We start from the raw sequence: 18,830 nt of genomic DNA on the forward strand, positions 1-18,830 counted from the left end.
CCGATCTGATTGAAAATATTATACTTTAGATTATGAGAAAGTTTTATACAAAGGCCGCCTTCTTGGTTTGTGTTACTTGTATGTCAGTGACTGCTTTTGCGGGTAACAAGGACCGTTCTGGTCAGGCTGGTGCTACCCAATTGCTCATCAATCCCTGGGGGCAAAGTACAGGTGTATTTGGTATGAATACATCTTACGTGAGTGGTTTGGATGCGATGAAGAACAACATTGCCGGTATGGCGCATTCAGGTAAAACAGAGTTAGGTGTTTCTCATTCTATGTACCTGAGTGGTAGTGGTGTTTCAGTGAACAATCTGGGCTTCATACAGAATCTTGGTAACCTTGGCGTTATAGGTGCTAATATCATGTCTATGAGTTTCGGAGAAATTCCTATCACAGACTACGATAACCCTGAGGGGGGAATCGGTACGTACAGTCCACAGTTCTTCAATGCCTTGGTTGGATATTCGAAAGAGTTCTCTAAAAATATATCTGTCGGTGCAGGCGTCACATTCATTTCTGAACAAATTCCTGATGCCAAAGCTAGCGGAGCAGTTTTTGAAGCAGGTATCCAATATGTTACAGGTAAAGACGATAACTTCCACTTCGGTATTACGTTACGTAATATCGGTACGGGTATGAAGTACAGCGGTAGTGGTTTTGCGATCAACAGCGAAGCTCCGGAAGATGGTAGCTACACCCTGAACAGGCAAATACCTTCTGAGCAGTTTGAAATGCCTACTTATCTTAACCTGGGTTTGTCATATGATTTCTACTTGGATCAGAACACTGTTAACCCGGAAGATCAGCAGAGTAGCGAAGAGGTGAAACCTAAACATCGCGCCACGGTTATGGCCAACTTCACTTCTAACTCATTTAACAATGACTATCTGGGTGGTGGTGTTGAATATGCCTTCAAGGAAACATTTATGTTACGTGCTGGTTACAGGCACGAGAAAAACATTGGTGATGCTTCTTTAAGCACAACATTTTATACTGGTATTGCAGCAGGTGCTACCATCAACTTCAGGATCGGGGAAACCGGTCCTAAAATGGGGCTGGATTATTCATTCAGGCCAACAAAACGACCTGCCAATGGTGTGCACACCATTACGCTGCGTGTAATGCGCTAATTGAAATAAAATCGTATTTTTATATTCTGCAACGCTTCTGTTACTACAGAGGCGTTGCAGTTTTTTAAGTCCTTAAATATTCGTAGTATGTCAGGATTGAACTATGTGACACAGGAGACGCTGAACCAGATGAACGAAGAGCTGAACCAACTTCGGGGACCCGGCAGGGCAGAAATTGCCAGGCAAATCGCTGAGGCTCGTGAAAAAGGTGACCTGAAAGAAAATGCTGAATATGATGCTGCCAAAGAAGCACAGGGATATCACGAAGCAAAAATAGCCAGGCTTGAGGCTGCTGTTGCAACTGCGCGAGTTATAGATGCCAAAAACATAGACCTTAGTAAAGTTTCTATACTCAGCAAGGTAACAGTGCTGAATATGCAGACAAAAAAGTCTATGCAATACCAGATAGTTTCTGAACAGGAAGCTGACCTTAAGGCAAAGAAGATATCAGTAACTTCACCCATTGGTAAGGGTTTGTTGGGCAAGCAGGTGGGAGAAGTAGCCGAGGTAGCTACGCCGGGCGGTATTCTTAAACTACAAGTCGAAGATATTTCTATATAAAATGGCAAGCATTTTCTCGAAAATAATAGCAGGTGAAATACCCTCTTATAAAATTGCTGAGAATGATCATTTCTATGCTTTTCTCGATGTCTTTCCGTTAGTAAAAGGGCATGTATTGGTAGTACCCAAGAATGAAACAGACAAAATATTTGACGTTGATGATAGTTTGTTATCTGAATGGCTGATTTTTGCCAAGCCTATAGCAAAGGCTATAGAGAAGACATTTGATTGTAACAGATGCGGTATCAGTGTTGTAGGGCTAGAAGTGCCTCACGCACATATGCATTTATTGCCTATTAACACAGCTGACGACCTCAATTTTACAAGACCTAAGCTCAAGATTACTTCTGAAGAATTGGAAGGAATACAACAGATGATATTAGAAAACATATAACGTTAGTAGTTTTGTCATCAGGATACTACTATTCGTTGTTCCACACTCCAGGCTTGCGGTTTATCCGCAAATAACGCTTTGGTCTTTTTCCAGGTATCTTTAAATAGTTCTGAGAACCTGTAATGGTCAAGGTGCTGTTCGCTATCCCAGATACTGTACGTAAAATACACAGTTTCATTGCCAGCCTGCTGCCATAACTCCAGGTGATGACAGCCATCGAAATGCCTTATCAGCTCCTTTCGTTCATTGAAAAGCGTGAGGAAATTATTAACCTCTTCTTCTCTGAAACTCATCTTTACGATGCGTACTATCATTCGAAACTGATTTTAATGGTGTTATGTGGTTTGTTCCGTTCACGTATCACTTTTATTCCAAAGAGCTTGGCTGCATTGCCCTTATTAATGGCAATTTCCATATACCCGGCGCTGTTAAAGCGGCAGAGCTTTTCCCCTGTCGGAACGGAGTTATAATTGTTACTTATCGTATTAATTGAATCGCCACGTATCACATCTATTGAAAATGCCCTGCCTTTTGCTGCTGTTTCAAAATCGTCTTTTGTAATATTCAGTATTATATTTTCAAACCTGTCAATATGTATAACAGAGCATTCTATTCGATCAGTATATACTATGGGCTTACTCTCAAACGGAGCGTTCTGCAGCTCATACTCCTCAAGCCCTGCTTCATTTGGTTTTCTTACACCGATCTCATTTATTGTATCTGTAACGGCGTGCATCCAGCCTGATAACCCTGTATTACCTGACATATTATGACAACTCCATGTTCCTGTTAGCTTATTACCAAATGCAAGCGGAAGCACTCCATTATCCGGCGCAAATACGAACTGATCATTTACACTGGCCAATACGAGTCTGGGTATATCGGTGTAATACAGGTCGAATAATATTATGTGAAAAGTACCCGGAGCAAAATCATGTATAGATGAAGCAAGCAAGTATGATGCTTCTTGCAAGTAGAAAGGGTATATATTATGTGTTACGTCTATTACTGTTTTACCTGGTAGCTGTTGCATCAGGATGCTCTTGGTTTTTGCTACCCCTGCACTATAATCGCCCAGGTCTGATAATAACGTAATAAACTGCATGATAAGACAAATGTAAGTGCTGCCTTTAATTACTCAAAAGATACGGATAAATACCAAATGAAATAATTTTAAGCATAATTCGTTATTGCTTTACAGGGACGTAATTATTTAGTAATCTTGTAACCTCTATGAATAGAAGGTTTGGTATATACATATTGTTCTTAGCTGCAGTTGCTTTTATGATGGCAACCGGTTGCAGAAAAGAGAAATTCCTGGATACAGGTGGGGAGTTGAAGTTTTCGGTAGATACACTGATGTTCGATACTGTATTTACTTCATTGGGTAGCTTTACGGCATCAGTAAAAATATACAACCCACAAAGCCAGAAGGTAAATGTGAGTAATATACATCTGGAAGATAAATTTGGGAACTCACCATTTATCATTAACGTAAATGGTCATGCCGGTGATGCAGAGAATATTGAGATAGCTGCCAAAGACAGCATTTACGTATTTGCAACGGTAAATATCGATCCCACCAGTGAAAATAATCCCTTTGTGGTAGAAGATAACCTGGTTGCTACACTAAATGGCAAAAGCTACTCCATACCATTTCTTGCATACGGTCAAAATGCTTATTACATTGTAGATAGTACAATTGCAGGAAACCATACATGGAAAACTGATAAACCATATGTAATAATACACAATGCAGCTGTGGACACTAACTCAATACTAACAATTCCAGCCGGTTGCAGAATATATGTTCATGCAGATTCGCGATTGTATGTATTGGGGACATTAAAGGTGAAAGGCACTAAAGAGGATAGTGTTGTTTTTCAAGGAGACAGGCTTGACCGTAAATATTTTGGTAATGAGGGCTATCCAGGAGAGTGGGGTGGTATATATTTTAACGTCACAAGTACAAACAATGAGATAGAGTACGCCATTCTGAAGAATGTAGGCAACAGTACACGTTTAGGTACATCTACCTTATCTCCGGCAGCAATACAATTATCGCCCGATACAATTGATGATAATACATATCAACTGGTAATGAAAAACACGGTGATAGAAAACTCAATTGGCTATGGCATATTGGCCCTTGGGAGCACACTATATGCAAGCAACTGCCTCATTAATACATGTGGAGCTCAGTGTTTTGCCGGCGCTCAAGGCGGGCAATATAATCTTGACAACTGTACGTTTGCCACATACGGCACTGCTAAAGTAAGCCATATTGATGTTCCTGTAATGACCCTGTTGAATTACTTTCAGGTGAGTAATACAGAATATTATGTAGGTCCTTTGGTTTGCGAGTTGAATAATTGTGTTGTTTGGGGTTCACTGGAAACTGAATTTGAAACTGATTACAAAGGAGATACAACACTGGCAGAGTCAAAATTCTCAGTCAGGTTGAATAATTGTCTTGTGAAAAACAAAGACGGAATACCTTCAGGGGTAATTGCAGTTGATACGAAGGTCAACGAGGATCCTAAATTTAAGGATTATAGTACACTGAATTTTCGCCCTTCCGAGGGCTCTCCGCTCATTGGTGCCGGCAAACCAATAAATGGTATTAGTACCGACCTTGAAGGAAAGAGCAGAGACCCTCAACATCCCGATATAGGTTGCTATGAGTATTGAAAATGATCCTGTTACCTTTCAATTTTTGATACAAGTATCTTACGGGCAAAGTGTATGCGGCTTTTGATCGTTCCTAACGGTTCGTGCAGTATATCTGCAATATCCTGGTATTTATATCCCTGTTGGTACAATTCAAAAGATTGGCGGAATGCGTCTGGAAGTGTAGCTATTTCCTTTTTTATTTCTTGCATACGTACGTTACTCCAACCTGAGTTACCGGCAGCTCTGGTAGCCTGGTACATAATGATGTCTTCAGGCACATCACTGGTTACTTTGGTAAAACGCTTGTTTTTGCGATAATTATTGATGAAAATATTACGCATTATGGTATACAACCATGCCTTAAGGTTGGTTCCTATCCTGTACTTATCCTTATTGAGCAATGCCCTCACCATAGTTTCCTGGAAAAGGTCCTTAGCATCTTCCATGTTCTGTGTGAGTGAATGTGCATAAGGTTTCAAAAAATCGCTCTGTCTGGCAATCGCATTATTGAAATCTGAAGTAGTCATAATGTTTAGCTTTTGATGTTGTAAAGTTAAACATACGAATCGGAATAAGAAATAGATTTTGTTTATCTTTGATATGCTAATAATTAAACAAAAAAATGTTAAAACAGGAACATCAATGGGTTACCTATTAAAGATATATATTTTTATATATGTAAATTTTTGAAAATCTATAAGTTGTAGATTGCTATCTTCGCTTCTTCCAAAGAGCTTAAGAAAATTACATTGGGGAATGATGTTGTAATTTGTGTCTTTTGTAACATTGACCCTGAAACAAAAATTGTCTTATGATTATGCACCTCCGACAATCTGGACAGGAAGGAATTTATGTCAAAATCACTGGATGCTGATGTGACATGAGTATATAAATAATCAGGTTCTACAGCCTTACAAACCAGTGCTACTTGGTCTACGGGTGTATTTGCCCCCAAGTATATGGTATGCTTGTCATGCTTTTGTAACTGGTATTGTATATATAACAATCCTATTTCGTGTATTTCACCTTCCGGTAAAAAAAGCAGAAATGTTGATTGGGTAAAATCAGGTTTTGCAGCTTGTTTCTCAATAGCAAGCAGGATCTTACGTATGATAATGTTGCTGACCAGGTGCTCCTGGGCCGGAAATAGGCGATTAGTCATCCACATAACACCTATCTTTTCGAGGAAAGCAAAGAATAGTTGTTCAACGGCCTGTTCTAGTCCGAATTTACGTATATACTTGTCTACTAAAGACTCGAATTTTCGGGTATCCATGTCTATGGTAGCTTCAATCATGTTGTTAAGTAGGTATTCAAACTGGAAGCCCGTATCTGCCGTTTCGCGAAGAAGGGTATTTATTTCCTCTTCATTCATCTTCTGTATACGGGATATCTTATATCCATGTTGGTTGAGCAGGGCTATCCTTAGTGCTTGTTTCAGATCATCTCCATCGTAGTACCTGATATTAGTGTCTGTCCTTTTAGGCACAATGATACCATGTCTCTGTTCCCAGATACGAAGCGTGTGTGCTTTTATGCCTGTAAGATTTTCAATATCCCTGATACTAAACCTGTTCATTGTATTTTGTATACCATTGGTGTATTAACAACGGTGTAAGGTAAATGTTTAAGGTTATGTTAAATAAATAGTTTTGATATGACAGAACACCTGTGATCAAAAATACTATTTATCTTTTTTTTAATAAACATTGAGTGTGCTATGTCACCTACCCATAAATATGGGAGCTGATAATGAACGATATCAGTCATTTTAACCCCAAGTTCAGTTTTTTCGAACAAATGCTGGTGATGCCATATTTTATATGGACCCATGCGTTGTTCATCTACGAACCGGTATAAACGTTCAACGCTTGTTATTTCAGTCATCCATGATAATGGAATACCTAGTAGTGGCGATACCTTATAAGTTATGATCTGTCCGGGATATATTTCTCCACTAAATGGTTCCGATGTTACCTTGAAGTTCATATAGTCCGGAGTAATGTTTGCAAGATTGCCCGGGTTACTGAAAAAAGCCCAGACTTCAGGCAGCTCTGCTTTAATATACTGTGTACGGTTTATACTATATATAGCCATGCGTAGCTAAACAATAAACCTGAGAAAATAGTTGAATAACAAGACAAAAAAAGGAGTACATTTCTGTACTCCTATAATATATTGGTCGGGGTTTTTATAACCCGGAGCTATTTATTATTGGTGTGTAAACCTGCGGGTTGCAACAACCTGACCGGCGTTATCCGTCAGGCGAATAAAATAGATACCTGAAGGTATATTGTCGATATCCAGTTTGGCACTGGTGCCGTTCACCCTATAATTACTTACCTGTTTTCCTACCAGGTTATATACTGATATTCCTTTAACATTCATATCCTTGCTGTAAGTAACGTTCAGCTCGTTACGTGCAGGGTTGGGATACATAGTAATATTATTATCTGTGTTTTTGCCGTAAGTGCCAACGTTTGTACCCCATTTGTTGAAAATGAATGTAATGTCTTTTTCGTAAGTACCACCGTTTTCCTTAAGCGTCAATGTTGCATAGTAAGTGCCGGGTATGATACTGGCATCGTTGTATGCTACCATCTGGAAGTGAAAATCACCTTTCACATTTGGTGCATACTTGTCTGATGTATGTGTTGTACCATCCAATAACTGGTTATTTGAATTGTCGCGGCAACTGTTATTATCACAGATACCAAGGTGACCTAAAGCTCCCCACGATGTTGGAAAGTTATGGCTCTTTACTTTCCAGTCTATCTTGATACTATCGGATTTGGTTACAGTAATGTTGTTATATAGCACCTCAAGGTTCTTATATAAAGTCATTTCAACAGTATCTGCTTCAGTAACAAAAGTCTGTGCCTGAACCTGGCCAAAAGTAAAAGTTGTCGCTAAAAGTATAATAAGTGAATGTACAGTTCTTTTCATAGATCACATTTTCTACCGCAATATACCAACTAATCGTCATTATATCAAAAACAGGGATATCTATTATTGTGTACTATTGTTGTTTTAACGTTTATTTTATTTTTTCGTGACAAAATAGACCTAAATACTTGTTGTAAAATGTTGATATATAGATAGTTTTGGGAATTATTATATGTGCCGGTACCAGGATATTTGTATGTTTGTCAGGTGAAAATGCCTTAATGGCATTATATTTACCGTGGACTGAAAATTGTGATACACCTTTAAAATAATTCAGATAAAACAAGATATTATGGATAGAAATGAATTCCGGAAATATGCCATTAAGCACCACGGCATAAGTAGTTTAACAGTAGATAGCTATACCTCCTCACTTAATAAGTATCCAAACGCACTGACACCATATATTATCGAAGAACGCCCGCTGAATGTTGCTTCAATGGACGTATTCTCACGTTTGATGATGGACAGGATCATATTTTTGGGTGAGCCGATAAATGACTATGTAGCTAATATTGTGACAGCCCAACTATTGTTCCTGGAAAGTACTGACCGCAACCGTGACGTACAGATGTACATCAACAGTCCGGGCGGTAGTGTATACGCCGGTCTGGGTATTTATGATACCATGCAGATCATCAACCCAGATGTATCTACCATATGCACAGGCATTGCGGCCTCTATGGCAGCAGTGTTGATGTGCGCAGGAACCAAAGGCAAACGTACAGCCCTGAAACACAGTCGTGTGATGATACACCAGCCATTGGGTGGTGCTGAAGGTCAGGCCAGTGATATTGAGATCACTGCCCGTGAGATCCTGAAGCTGAAGAAAGAGTTGTACGAGATAATTGCCGATCATAGCGGACAGAAACTGAACAAAGTAGAAAAGGATAGTGATCGTGACTACTGGATGACGGCTGCTGAAGCTAAAGAGTATGGTATGGTGGATGAGGTGTTGGACAGGAACCCAAGGAAATCTGAGAAATCTGATGACTCAGATGCAAAAAAATAAGCATTAGATAATCTGCAAAATAAAACGGCGCTGGGATTACAGCGCCGTTTTATTTGTTATTAGTTACTATACATTAAAACGGAAGTGCATCACATCTCCGTCTTTTACTATATACTCTTTGCCTTCAATACGTAGCTTACCATTCTCTTTGCAGGCAGTCTCTCCTCCAAATGATACAAAGTCTTCATAGGCAATAGTTTCAGCCTTAATAAAACCTTTCTCAAAATCAGTATGAATTACACTGGCGGCTTGTGGTGCTTTCCAACCCCTTTCTATTGTCCAGGCACGTACTTCCTGCACGCCGGCTGTAAAGTAGGTGATCAGGTTCAGCAGTTTGTAAGCAGCGCGTATCAGCCTGTTAAGCCCGGGTTCTGTTAGTTTATATTCCTCAAGGAACATGGCTTTATCCTCAGGGTCTTCCATTTCAGATATCTGTGCCTCGATACTGTTATTCATTACTATCACCTCTGCCCCTTCGTCTGCTACTGCGGCTTTCAGTGCCTCTGAATACTTATTGCCTGTAAGCATAGAAGCTTCGTCTACATTGGCAACGTACAGTACAGGCTTCTCGGTAAGCAGGAATAGGTCGGCGATTGCTTCATGATCTTCGCCCTCCAGTTGCAGCCCTCGAACGTTTTTACCCTGCATCAGGTGGTCATAGCATTGTTTCAGCACGTCGTAAACACGTTTTGCTTTAGGGTCGTTCTTTGCTATTTTTTCAAAACGCTGCATTTTCTTCTCCACACTGTCTACGTCTTTCAGTTGCAGCTCGGTATCAATGATCTCTTTATCACCCACAGGGTTGATCTCACCTTCTTCCCTCAGTACATTTTCGTCCTCGAAACAGCGAATCACGTGCACTATTGCATCTACCTCTCGTATATTGGCAAGGAATTTATTACCCAGGCCTTCACCCTTGCTGGCTCCTTTTACCAGGCCGGCTATGTCGACAAATTCAATAGTAGTTGGCACGATACGTTGAGGCTGTACTAGCTCTGCCAGCTTGTCCAGGCGCTCATCGGGTACGTCCACTTGTCCTACATTCGGTTCAATGGTACAGAACCTGTAATTGCTTGCCTGTGCCTTTGCACTGTTACTTACTGCGTTGAACAGAGTGGATTTACCTACGTTCGGCAACCCTACGATACCTGCTTGTAATGCCATGTCTTATCTGAAAATTTGCGCAAAGGTAAGTTCTTCCTACGACTTGTGGTAAAACTACTCTGCAGTGTACCTGATCATGGCCTCTTCCATCTGTTTGTAGACGGTTTCCCTAAGTTGGGGCAGGTCATCCATGGTCATGCCCTCGCAGGATACAGCCTCAAGGTAAACAGCCCTGTTTCTGCCGGGTTTCAGCCCGAATGTGGTGCTGTAGTGCCACCTTTTTACCGTGTCGGGGAATATCATGGGTAATATAGGAGTGCCGGTATTTATAGCGAGCCTGAAGGCACCATCGTAGAAATTCTTGAGTGGTTGACCGGTCTCATTAAAAGTACCTTCCGGAAAAACAGCGATATTACATTCGTGCTTCAGTACCCGCCACATCAGCCTCATGCTTTTGGAGCGGCCTTCACTGCTGTTCCTGTCTACCAGCACGGCTATCTGTTTGTATACGTAGCCAAATATCGGGATGCGTGCCATCTCCTTCTTGGCCAGAGTACGGAAGAAGAAAGGTATGGCGGCATATATAAGTATTGTGTCTAGGTAGGATATGTGATTAGCCACATATACATACTTCTTATCATCGGGCCGTTTACCGATATAGGTAACAGGCATACCTACGCAAAACAGCCAGCCCTTGGCCCAATAGTGTACTATATACCATATAGTTTTACGGGCAGCCGGTTTATCCCAGAGGCCTATGGTGAAGATGACAGGAAACGCTCCCAACAGGCATACGACATATGTAATTACTATCCAGGCTGAATAGAAAGGTTGTAATATTCTATCGATCATTATTAATGCATTCCAGGGAACAGTCCCCTGCCTATGGCTTCGCGGAAAGGCCATGGTATAGTAGCCATTATGATAATGAAGGCTACGAGGGTGAACCAGAAAACTTTTTTGAATTTAGCAGTATCCTCAATGGGTTTCTTAATGGCGCTATAGCCGATATGTATTAATATAATGCCTACCAGCATGCCAAACATGTGCTCCATGGCCCAGAAACGCTGTGCGGGCAGCTTCATAAACCCTCCGCTTGTGAGCACCTTGAACCAGCCATTGCCTGCATACAGGATAAGTCCCAACAGCAACTGGATGTCAGCGGTTATCATCAGGAATAATGCAGGGCGTTTGTCTGCAGATGTGAACTGCTTATTACCAACTATGCCGCTCATGCTTTTTATGATCGTCCACAAAGCGAAGATGATGATGAACCAACGCAGAAAATTATGTAAGTGCTGTATGCCCGTTAACATGCTATGTGTATTTTATTACTCAGCTAAATTACTATCTAAATCTTAAAAAACAGGCGATTACCACCAGTTCATTCTATTGCGCAGTCCTCTTATCTGTTCCATATGGTGTCTGCCGTGCCATGCATACAGGTCGGTCATTTCCCAAATGGGCACATTACGTTCGTGTTCAGGATGGAAATAGGTACGTTCCCAGTCTTCGTCGCGGAGGTTACGTAAAAGCGTTCCCCACCTGCGGTGTAGCGCATGCAGTAGCGTAATGGAAATATTTACAGGCTCTATTTCCACATCGGGTAGTAAGGCCCAGCGGTTTTCGTCGTATGGTGTAATTACAGGGTTGTCTTCTGTAAGTGCCAGCTTGAGCCTGATATATGCATTTATATGACTGTCTGCAAGGTGGTGGATCACCTGTCGTGCATTCCATCCACCGGGACGGTAAGGTGTCTCCAATTGTACCTGGTCCAGGTTCTCAATAACCGGGTCAAGCCAGGTGGGCAGCGCCTCTATTGCACTGATCCATTCGTGTTGCATTTCGGGCATATACTGCTCGGGAGCATTATATTTCCCTATCGGGTATGTAGCTTGTTCAAGATCAAATTCCATTGGCTCAAGTTTATTGCATAGCAACAGATTCCAGGCGCATACGTTGTTTGAATTCAGGTGTAAGCAGCTCTGTTATTTTATTATAAGGAATAAATAATTCAACCAGGCCATCAGCATACGAGGCTATCTCGTATAAGCCATAGGAGAATGTTATTCCTTTGTTGCTGATGTAAAAATTGTTAGGTACGAATAACTCGTCTGAGAACATCCTTGCACTGAGAGGTTGGCCGGCCTCCAGGTCAAAATGTGTTTTTGCCTCTTTGGTAAGTAGTGCTATCAGTTGCAGGGAATCAACAGTCATAATATCATTCAATACAAGCTGCTTTTTATTTCTCCTGTCAATATTAAGATAGAAACTTCCGAATGAGCCATGCGCCCCACCTGTATATTCATAATGACTGTTATCCAGGACTATTATGTCATTCTCATTGTAAACAACAGCATAACTTATCTCCAGGTCCCAGTTGTTGAAGGCCTCTCCAAGCAAGTGTGGTTCCATGCCTTCGGCGGTGGAACGGTATTGTTCGGTATAGTTGTCTTTGATCTTTTTGATGCAGCCGTTTACATTACCAGTATCGCAGCCCATACTTTTCAGTATCGTTGTGCGCACAAATTCTGTTTGCTCGTCATTGCCTATGGGTAGCAGTACCTGGTACGTGAAATCAGCCCTGGGAGCAGATAAACTGTCGACGAACTGTATTGAATCACGCACCGAAATGATACTGAATCGCTGCATATCATCACGGTAGCTCTCTTTCAGTAATATCGGGTAGGACTTATCTGCCCGCGACCATGTACCCACAATACTATCACGGGATATCTTTATCTGCCACCTAGCAGGCTTATCATCTTCAGCTGCACCGGGGGCACTTTCTGTAAATTCCAATATACCGGCAGCCGGTGCATCGTCGGATGTGAATAGTGATATCGGGATGCCTATTTTTTCGTAATAATAGTCGGCCTGAATTTTGTTTTCGTATTGAACGATGTTTAGCACAACAGGTTGCCCTGCAATCGTGCCGGCATACCTTTTGTATTCTCCCTCACTTATTTCGTCAGCTTCGGTAAATCCTGCATCAGCAATCATCTGCTTATGCACACTAATGGCTGGTTTGTCTTGTCCGCAGCTGAATATCAGCGACGCCAGTACAAGTAAAATAACAGGCTGTTTCATCAGAGAAATTCGATTTGTCATTTTGCATCCAATATAACATTGCCACCTTTGCCGCTACCCATCAAAACGATCTTGGCATTGTCAGATGCTGCAAATTCTTTAAGTGCTTTTATCTGTTCGTATTGCAATTGTTTGTCTGTCAGGTTGGTGGCTATGATACGTTGATAGTCAGCAATGCCTTGTGCTTCTACACGCTTACGTTCTGCTTCTTGTTTTTCTTTTTGCAGTACAAATTCCATTTTCTGCGCTTCCTGCTCTGCATTGATCTTCTGCTCGATGGCTTGCTTCACCGACTGTGGCAATGTAATGTTCCTGATCAGCAGGTTTTCCACCAGCAGTCCTCTCTTGCTGAATTTTTTCTCGATGCTTTCTTGTATCAGGTCCTGGAACTCCTGCCTCTTGGTGGAGTAGAGGGCGACTGCATTGTAGTTTACGGCGTTATCGCGTATCTCAGTACGAGCGATCGGCCGTACTATTTTATCTTCGTAATCAAGCCCAATTTTGTCTATCAGTTCAGGCGCTTCGCCGGGAATCACTTTGTAAAGCACTGTCAGGTCTATGATTACCTCCAGTCCGTCTGCTGAGAGGGTACGTATAGCATCATCACCGCTTCTGTGCCCTTCGTCAAGCGTGCTGCTCATGGTATAGTTCATAGTGCGAATATCTACTTCTATCACTTCCATCAAGGGGTTGATAATATGTAATCCACTGGGCAGTGTACTTTTCTGAACTTTACCAAACAGCTTCTGTACACCTACATGTCCTGCGTCTATTTGCACTACACTGGTCGACAGCGCACCAATAAGCACCAATATAGCGGCAAGCACGCGCGCTACATTGGCAAATGGCAATAGTTTTCTGGCTTCAGGGCCAGCCTTTCCTATCATGAACGAAACTAAAAAAACAATAACTCCTAATACTACCAGTCCCATATTTGATCCAATATTTAATTATATATCAAAAGTACGCATCAGTTTGAACAAATGAATGAAAAGTATAAATAGTTAGTAACATAGTATGCAGTGAATGCTGCCGGGAACAGCATAGCGGCAACCTCAATCAATAATTCCCATCATTTTAATAAGCAAGGTGGCATTGCTGGATGTTGATCCTCCGATTTTCAGCTTATAATCAAATGTTAGTTGTCCGTCTTTTACCTCGCTTTCAAAATGGTAATTGGATATTTTACCCGGGTACTGTTCTGCCATGATACAAAGTCCGGTATCGTGTGTGGCCACAATACCTGTTACATTGCACCCAATAAGTTTTTTGAGGATGGAGGTCGTACCTGATTGTTTGTCAGCAGTATTAGTGCCTCTTAATGGCTCATCTATCAGCACAAGATAAGGTACATCTGTATGTTGTACGGCCTTCATTAAATGTTGTAGGCGTTTAAGCTCTGCTTTGAAATAAGAAACATCATCTTGTATTGAATCAGATATGCGGATAGACGTGAATATTTTGACCAAGGGAATACTTAGTGCTTTGGCTGGTATGGGTGCCCCGGCTTGTGCCAATACTATGTTCACCCCTATTGTTCTGATAAAAGTACTTTTCCCGGTCATGTTGGCGCCGGTAAGCAGGTATATTTTTTCGTCCCTGCCTAATGAGCAGTCATTACCAACGGCAATATCGTGCTTCATTAGCGGGTGCCTAAGGTCTGTAGCTTCTATTATATTGCTTTCGGAGTTTATTACCGGGTATATATGCCCGGGGTGGTTAAAAGCATAGTTGGCATAACTGTTATTTTTGTCTGCCTGCCCTATGTGGCTGAGTGCCAGTATCAGTTTGTCTTTATGTTCCCTGCGCCATTTTTCCAGCTTCAGGGTGCATCTTATATCAAACAGAAACAGGGAGTTGAGCAATGGCCCCACCATCCCATTCTGCCTGTTGTCAAACAGGTTCACCAGCTTTCTAAGCCCGGTTACAGCCGCAAGAGTTCCTGTTGCTTCTTCCTTCATCTTTACCAGCTCAGGATGTTTGAACTCCTGTAACGCTATTTGCACAGAGATAGCTTCTGTTTTATGTACCAGCTTAATGCTGTTGCTCACAAGGTAGTAGGCCACTTTTATCTTTTTCATGTACACGCGATAGGCAATGCCATTAATAGCAAACATGACAATAAGCCCCGGATGTATGGCACCTGTGGTGAAACTGAGGAATAAGAACAATGCCGACAGGATGGGTACTAGTATCGTGGCGACAGCCATGATTTTGTTGCCCAACAATATCTCTTCAGAGTTCAGCCATTGTACAATTTTATCAGCAGAACCTTTCTCTTCGCGTGCCAGTAACCCTGCTATCCTGAAGCTGTGCAGGTAGGCAGGCATGGTAGAAAGCTCTATTGTCAATTCCTGGCGGGTTTTTATCTCTTCGGCTGTCGCAAAAGGCTGCAGTAAAGAATCGGCGAGGGCATCTGCTCCCTGTTCGGTAACAGTACGGTTCAGCATTTGGTATATTGAGCGTGGGCCGAACATATCCAGGTCGAAAGAATATGGATGTTTGGCGCTGATATAACCTCGTCCGTCGGGGAAGGCCTGGATATTGCCTTGCAAAGTATCTTCTTCTCCACGTATGATCTGTATATGTTTTTCATGTTGGAGAATATTGCGTTTTATCTTGTCTTGCTGTTTGATGACAAAAAGTACTGCTGCAAATAAGGCCGCATCAATAAAAGCAAAGTGGGTTCGTCCGGTTGTGAACGTATAATACAAGGCCACTGCCAACCCAAGGATCGCAAGCAACCTCAGCCAGGCAATATTGCCCGCTTGTTTATTGGCTGAAGCCAACCTTTGCTCTGCAAGGTTGAGTTGTTCGGTATAGTATTGTTGCGGTGCAATGCCCATGATCTGTTAAATTGATCCATCAGGGTCAACCCGGTGGGTTGCAAAAATAGGCATATTGCACACAGTATAAGTAATATTTATAGAATAAGATGTTTTACATCTGCAGGCATTTTTTTAACAGCTGTTACCGGTCGATTAATATTCGTATTTGCTCAATTGCTACACGGCCTGGATACTTTTACTACCGGTTATTATTATGTATTTTCATCTAAATAGTTCCGGTATTTGACACGTATTTTATTGCTCCTGTTTTGTTTAATATCTATGCCTGCATGGGCACAAGATCCTTATTACATCAACTATGCCATCGGCGATGGGCTGCCTTCCGATAATGTATATTCCGTGTTTGAAGATGATAATGGCTTGCTATGGTTTACTACTGATGTAGGTGTGGTAAAGTTCAATAGCAAAAGCTTTGAATTATTTAATACCGACGACGGACTGAGTGACAATGAAGTGTTCAGGATAACAAAGGACAGTAAAGGCAGGATGTGGATGCATACCCTGAATGGCAAGCTTTCTTACCTACGTAATGACTCCGTATTCAATGCAGACAATTCGACTATTGCAGCCCAGGTAAGAGGGACGGGATATATTATAGATGTACATGAGCAGAACGGTAAGGTATTCCTCTGCTTCAGAAATGGTGATATATTTATCATAGATAGCACGGATAATGTATCAAAAGTAGAAATTACAAGTGAAGTTGGTAATGATGAAGGACAGGAAGCATTTTTTTATACCTTAAATTCAGAGTCTGTTGTTGGAGTAGGTGCTGAAACATACATAGTTATGCAGCCAGTTTCTCAACCATCGAAAGTATACCACGTAAACAACAGGCATTTTTTCAGTAGTGTGAACCAGGTGTATGTAGTAGATCATGATAGTGTTTTCAATTACCTGGATATTGAGGATGCAATACAAGTCACAGATATCTATTTTGACGGGAGATATACATGGGTATGTTCAAAGAATGGTATCTATAGGTACTTGGGCAAAAAATGCACAGCGCATTTTTTTGCAGGAGACGCCGTGTCGGGTATTATAAAGGACAGGGAGGGCAGCTACTGGGTTACTACGCTTAACAGGGGTGTGTTGTATGTTCCATCTATGCAGGTATTGCAGTTGTTGCCAGGTAAAAAAATAAGCAGACTCGGCGCTCATGGTGGCACTTTGTGGATAGGTGGTTCTGAAAATGACTACTACATAAAAACGGGAGATCAGCTATCGGAAAGACACTTGCCGGCTGACTGGAATATGAACAAGATAAGTAATTTCCGTTTTTACGATGACAGGATATATGTAGTAGCACGATCGGGGCTTGTTGCTATCAGCAATAACAATACGCAAACATTTCAGTTTAATATCAATGATATTCTGGAGGATGATGACCGCATATTCGTCGCTACTACATTTACTGCCAGGATCGACCGCAAAGAATTGACACCCGGGTTACGATACTATATTAACAAGCGAGCAATATTGTGGAAGCGAACAAATGTATTATGCAAAGACAACAACAGTAATATCTGGATCGGTACCAACTTCGGGTTATACCAGTACCATATTCATACTGCTACGCCCGAACTCATCAATATGGGAGATATGTACGATGATTTGTCTGTTTCAATAGAGGATATTTATTATGATGCGGAGCAAAATGTGCTGTTGGTGGCAACTGCTTCAAAGGGACTGCTGTTATTGCAGAACGGAAAAATAATCAGGAAAATAAGAACTGCTGAAGGATTGAATAATAACTCTGTAAATACCATAAAGAAAATAAGAGAACATATTTACCTGGCAGGTACCAACGATGGATTGAACAAAATTGTTTTGGATACAGCTAAGCCCAAGGTATACAATTACAACACAAGGATAGGCATTAGAAACAAGCGGATAAGGGATATAGAAGCAATAGATGGTATTGTATACCTGGCTACAGATGACGGGGTGTTGTATTTCTCGATGCAAGATCTAAAACCGCTGTCTGTACAGCCAATATGCAGCATCCTCGATGTAAGAATAGACAAAAGTAGCTGGAAAGGTGAAAAAATGAATTATAAAGAAAACGATATCAGTATTTCTTTCAATGGAATATCATATATCGATCGGGGCAACCTGCTGTATTATTACCGGTTTACTGATTATGAGTCAAAATGGTACACAACCAAAGAAACCCAGGTCAACTATAAAGACCTGCCTCCTGGCAGCTATACTTTTGAACTATATTGTGTGAATGGATTGGGCAACAGGAGCCCGGTACAGAGTGTTGCATTCGAGATATTGCCCCCTTTCTGGGTGGAGATATGGTTTCGCTTACTATTGGGGCTCGTGCTGGTTGGTCTCATATTTGGTGTAGTCAGATATAGGTTCAAACGACAGGAAGCACGCAATGCAGCGGAAATGGTAAGTATACAGGCAGAGCGGGACAAAGCCAGGTTGGAAACGCAGATGCTCGAACTGGAACAGCGATCATTGCGCATGCAAATGAACCCGCATTTTATTTTCAATGCATTGAATACTATTAAAGGATATTATACGGAAGGGAACGATGTAAAGGCAAGCAGTTATATTTCTAAGTTTTCCCGGCTATTACGTATGATACTTGAAAATGAGGGACAAAATACAACATTGGAAAATGAAGTGGCCATGCTGAAATTATATCTCGACCTGAACAAGATTCGATACCAGGATAAGTTCAGCTATGAGATCCAGGTGGATAAAGAGTTGATACAATCAGATATAATGATACCAAACCTTTTATTACAGCCTCTTGTTGAAAATGCCCTGATACACGGTTTGGCCAATAAAGAGGAACATGGACATCTTCTGGTGTCTTTCAACAGGTCGGCGCATAAAATGATTTGTACTGTGCAGGATGACGGCATCGGTCGTGCTGAAGCTGCCAGGCAAAAAGGCAGGGCATTGCATCAGTCCAAAGCATTGTCGATAGTAAAAGACCGTTTACGACTATTCAGCTCGCGCAGCACATTAGACATATACGACCTGGAGCAGGATGGGCAACCGGTGGGGACAAAAGTGGTAATTGCAATACCAGTTTAAACAGTATA

At 41.5% G+C, this 18,830-nt stretch carries 18 protein-coding genes; 6 read left to right on the forward strand and 12 right to left on the reverse strand.

Annotated features, from left to right (window positions below):
* Positions 1–32: 32 nt before the first annotated feature.
* The 3 genes from H6550_04295 to H6550_04305 all read left to right on the forward strand — a co-directional run bounded on the left by H6550_04295 (position 33) and on the right by H6550_04305 (position 2,088).
* Entirely contained in the window at positions 33–1,133 is a 1,101-nt protein-coding gene (locus tag H6550_04295; protein MCB9045345.1) for a PorV/PorQ family protein, read from the forward strand.
* An 87-nt stretch (positions 1,134–1,220) separates the two neighbouring features.
* The gene (greA, locus tag H6550_04300; GenBank protein MCB9045346.1) at positions 1,221–1,694 is read left to right on the forward strand and encodes a transcription elongation factor GreA; all 474 of its coding nucleotides are present in this window, start codon (positions 1,221–1,223) and stop codon (positions 1,692–1,694) included.
* 1 nt (position 1,695) lies between these two features.
* Positions 1,696–2,088, forward strand: a complete 393-nt coding sequence (locus H6550_04305) for an HIT family protein (protein ID MCB9045347.1) — start codon at positions 1,696–1,698, stop codon at positions 2,086–2,088.
* 17 nt (positions 2,089–2,105) lie between these two features.
* On the opposite strand, the gene H6550_04310 is transcribed toward H6550_04305, so the two are convergent.
* Both H6550_04310 and H6550_04315 read right to left on the reverse strand, forming a co-directional pair.
* On the reverse strand, positions 2,106–2,402 hold the full coding sequence (locus H6550_04310; GenBank protein ID MCB9045348.1) for an antibiotic biosynthesis monooxygenase: 297 nt from the start codon (positions 2,400–2,402) through the stop codon (positions 2,106–2,108).
* A complete protein-coding gene (locus H6550_04315) occupies positions 2,399–3,193 on the reverse strand; it encodes an SAM-dependent chlorinase/fluorinase (protein MCB9045349.1) in 795 nt (264 codons plus the stop codon). Before H6550_04315 ends, H6550_04310 begins: the two co-directional genes overlap by 4 nt.
* A 128-nt stretch (positions 3,194–3,321) precedes the next feature.
* On the opposite strand from H6550_04315, the gene H6550_04320 reads away from it, so the two are divergent.
* Positions 3,322–4,779: a hypothetical protein gene (locus H6550_04320; GenBank protein ID MCB9045350.1), complete on the forward strand. Its 1,458-nt coding sequence runs from the start codon at positions 3,322–3,324 to the stop codon at positions 4,777–4,779.
* 11 nt (positions 4,780–4,790) lie between these two features.
* Here H6550_04320 and H6550_04325 read toward each other — a convergent pair whose 3' ends face one another.
* The 3 genes from H6550_04325 to H6550_04335 all read right to left on the reverse strand — a co-directional run bounded on the left by H6550_04325 (position 4,791) and on the right by H6550_04335 (position 7,707).
* The gene (locus tag H6550_04325; protein MCB9045351.1) at positions 4,791–5,288 is read right to left on the reverse strand and encodes an RNA polymerase sigma factor; all 498 of its coding nucleotides are present in this window, start codon (positions 5,286–5,288) and stop codon (positions 4,791–4,793) included.
* Between the two features lie 167 nt (positions 5,289–5,455).
* The gene (locus H6550_04330) at positions 5,456–6,340 is read right to left on the reverse strand and encodes a MerR family transcriptional regulator (GenBank protein MCB9045352.1); all 885 of its coding nucleotides are present in this window, start codon (positions 6,338–6,340) and stop codon (positions 5,456–5,458) included.
* A gap of 632 nt (positions 6,341–6,972) precedes the next feature.
* The gene (locus tag H6550_04335) at positions 6,973–7,707 is read right to left on the reverse strand and encodes a T9SS type A sorting domain-containing protein (protein ID MCB9045353.1); all 735 of its coding nucleotides are present in this window, start codon (positions 7,705–7,707) and stop codon (positions 6,973–6,975) included.
* A 292-nt stretch (positions 7,708–7,999) separates the two neighbouring features.
* On the opposite strand from H6550_04335, the gene clpP reads away from it, so the two are divergent.
* Positions 8,000–8,719, forward strand: a complete 720-nt coding sequence (gene clpP / locus H6550_04340; GenBank protein MCB9045354.1) for an ATP-dependent Clp endopeptidase proteolytic subunit ClpP — start codon at positions 8,000–8,002, stop codon at positions 8,717–8,719.
* 66 nt (positions 8,720–8,785) lie between these two features.
* On the opposite strand, the gene ychF is transcribed toward clpP, so the two are convergent.
* The 7 genes from ychF to H6550_04375 all read right to left on the reverse strand — a co-directional run bounded on the left by ychF (position 8,786) and on the right by H6550_04375 (position 15,759).
* On the reverse strand, positions 8,786–9,883 hold the full coding sequence (gene ychF / locus H6550_04345) for a redox-regulated ATPase YchF (GenBank protein ID MCB9045355.1): 1,098 nt from the start codon (positions 9,881–9,883) through the stop codon (positions 8,786–8,788).
* Positions 9,884–9,937: 54 nt separating this feature from the next.
* Complete coding sequence (locus H6550_04350) at positions 9,938–10,675, reverse strand: 1-acyl-sn-glycerol-3-phosphate acyltransferase (GenBank protein ID MCB9045356.1); 738 nt, start codon at positions 10,673–10,675, stop codon at positions 9,938–9,940.
* 2 nt (positions 10,676–10,677) lie between these two features.
* Positions 10,678–11,139 (reverse strand): hypothetical protein, encoded by a 462-nt coding sequence (locus tag H6550_04355; protein ID MCB9045357.1) that lies wholly within the window; start codon positions 11,137–11,139, stop codon positions 10,678–10,680.
* A gap of 57 nt (positions 11,140–11,196) precedes the next feature.
* The gene (locus H6550_04360) at positions 11,197–11,739 is read right to left on the reverse strand and encodes a putative metal-dependent hydrolase (GenBank protein ID MCB9045358.1); all 543 of its coding nucleotides are present in this window, start codon (positions 11,737–11,739) and stop codon (positions 11,197–11,199) included.
* Between the two features lie 10 nt (positions 11,740–11,749).
* Complete coding sequence (locus tag H6550_04365) at positions 11,750–12,913, reverse strand: DUF3298 and DUF4163 domain-containing protein (GenBank protein ID MCB9045359.1); 1,164 nt, start codon at positions 12,911–12,913, stop codon at positions 11,750–11,752.
* 17 nt (positions 12,914–12,930) lie between these two features.
* Positions 12,931–13,845: a prohibitin family protein gene (locus H6550_04370; protein ID MCB9045360.1), complete on the reverse strand. Its 915-nt coding sequence runs from the start codon at positions 13,843–13,845 to the stop codon at positions 12,931–12,933.
* A gap of 123 nt (positions 13,846–13,968) precedes the next feature.
* Entirely contained in the window at positions 13,969–15,759 is a 1,791-nt protein-coding gene (locus tag H6550_04375; GenBank protein MCB9045361.1) for a hypothetical protein, read from the reverse strand.
* A 225-nt stretch (positions 15,760–15,984) separates the two neighbouring features.
* Here H6550_04375 and H6550_04380 point away from each other — a divergent pair, with 225 nt between their 5' ends.
* Complete coding sequence (locus H6550_04380; GenBank protein MCB9045362.1) at positions 15,985–18,822, forward strand: histidine kinase; 2,838 nt, start codon at positions 15,985–15,987, stop codon at positions 18,820–18,822.
* Positions 18,823–18,830 lie beyond the last annotated feature (8 nt).

The sequence above is a fragment of the Chitinophagales bacterium genome, from assembly GCA_020636495.1.
Taxonomy (GTDB): domain Bacteria; phylum Bacteroidota; class Bacteroidia; order Chitinophagales; family Chitinophagaceae; genus UBA5543.

Coding starts and splice junctions, on each gene's coding strand:
- H6550_04295 (MCB9045345.1), top strand. CDS start 33: ATGAGAAAGTTTTATACAAAGGCCGCCTTCTTGGTTTGTGTTACTTGT.
- greA (MCB9045346.1), top strand. CDS start 1,221: ATGTCAGGATTGAACTATGTGACACAGGAGACGCTGAACCAGATGAAC.
- H6550_04305 (MCB9045347.1), top strand. CDS start 1,696: ATGGCAAGCATTTTCTCGAAAATAATAGCAGGTGAAATACCCTCTTAT.
- H6550_04310 (MCB9045348.1), bottom strand. CDS start 2,402: ATGATAGTACGCATCGTAAAGATGAGTTTCAGAGAAGAAGAGGTTAAT.
- H6550_04315 (MCB9045349.1), bottom strand. CDS start 3,193: ATGCAGTTTATTACGTTATTATCAGACCTGGGCGATTATAGTGCAGGG.
- H6550_04320 (MCB9045350.1), top strand. CDS start 3,322: ATGAATAGAAGGTTTGGTATATACATATTGTTCTTAGCTGCAGTTGCT.
- H6550_04325 (MCB9045351.1), bottom strand. CDS start 5,288: ATGACTACTTCAGATTTCAATAATGCGATTGCCAGACAGAGCGATTTT.
- H6550_04330 (MCB9045352.1), bottom strand. CDS start 6,340: ATGAACAGGTTTAGTATCAGGGATATTGAAAATCTTACAGGCATAAAA.
- H6550_04335 (MCB9045353.1), bottom strand. CDS start 7,707: ATGAAAAGAACTGTACATTCACTTATTATACTTTTAGCGACAACTTTT.
- clpP (MCB9045354.1), top strand. CDS start 8,000: ATGGATAGAAATGAATTCCGGAAATATGCCATTAAGCACCACGGCATA.
- ychF (MCB9045355.1), bottom strand. CDS start 9,883: ATGGCATTACAAGCAGGTATCGTAGGGTTGCCGAACGTAGGTAAATCC.
- H6550_04350 (MCB9045356.1), bottom strand. CDS start 10,675: ATGATCGATAGAATATTACAACCTTTCTATTCAGCCTGGATAGTAATT.
- H6550_04355 (MCB9045357.1), bottom strand. CDS start 11,139: ATGTTAACGGGCATACAGCACTTACATAATTTTCTGCGTTGGTTCATC.
- H6550_04360 (MCB9045358.1), bottom strand. CDS start 11,739: ATGGAATTTGATCTTGAACAAGCTACATACCCGATAGGGAAATATAAT.
- H6550_04365 (MCB9045359.1), bottom strand. CDS start 12,913: ATGAAACAGCCTGTTATTTTACTTGTACTGGCGTCGCTGATATTCAGC.
- H6550_04370 (MCB9045360.1), bottom strand. CDS start 13,845: ATGGGACTGGTAGTATTAGGAGTTATTGTTTTTTTAGTTTCGTTCATG.
- H6550_04375 (MCB9045361.1), bottom strand. CDS start 15,759: ATGGGCATTGCACCGCAACAATACTATACCGAACAACTCAACCTTGCA.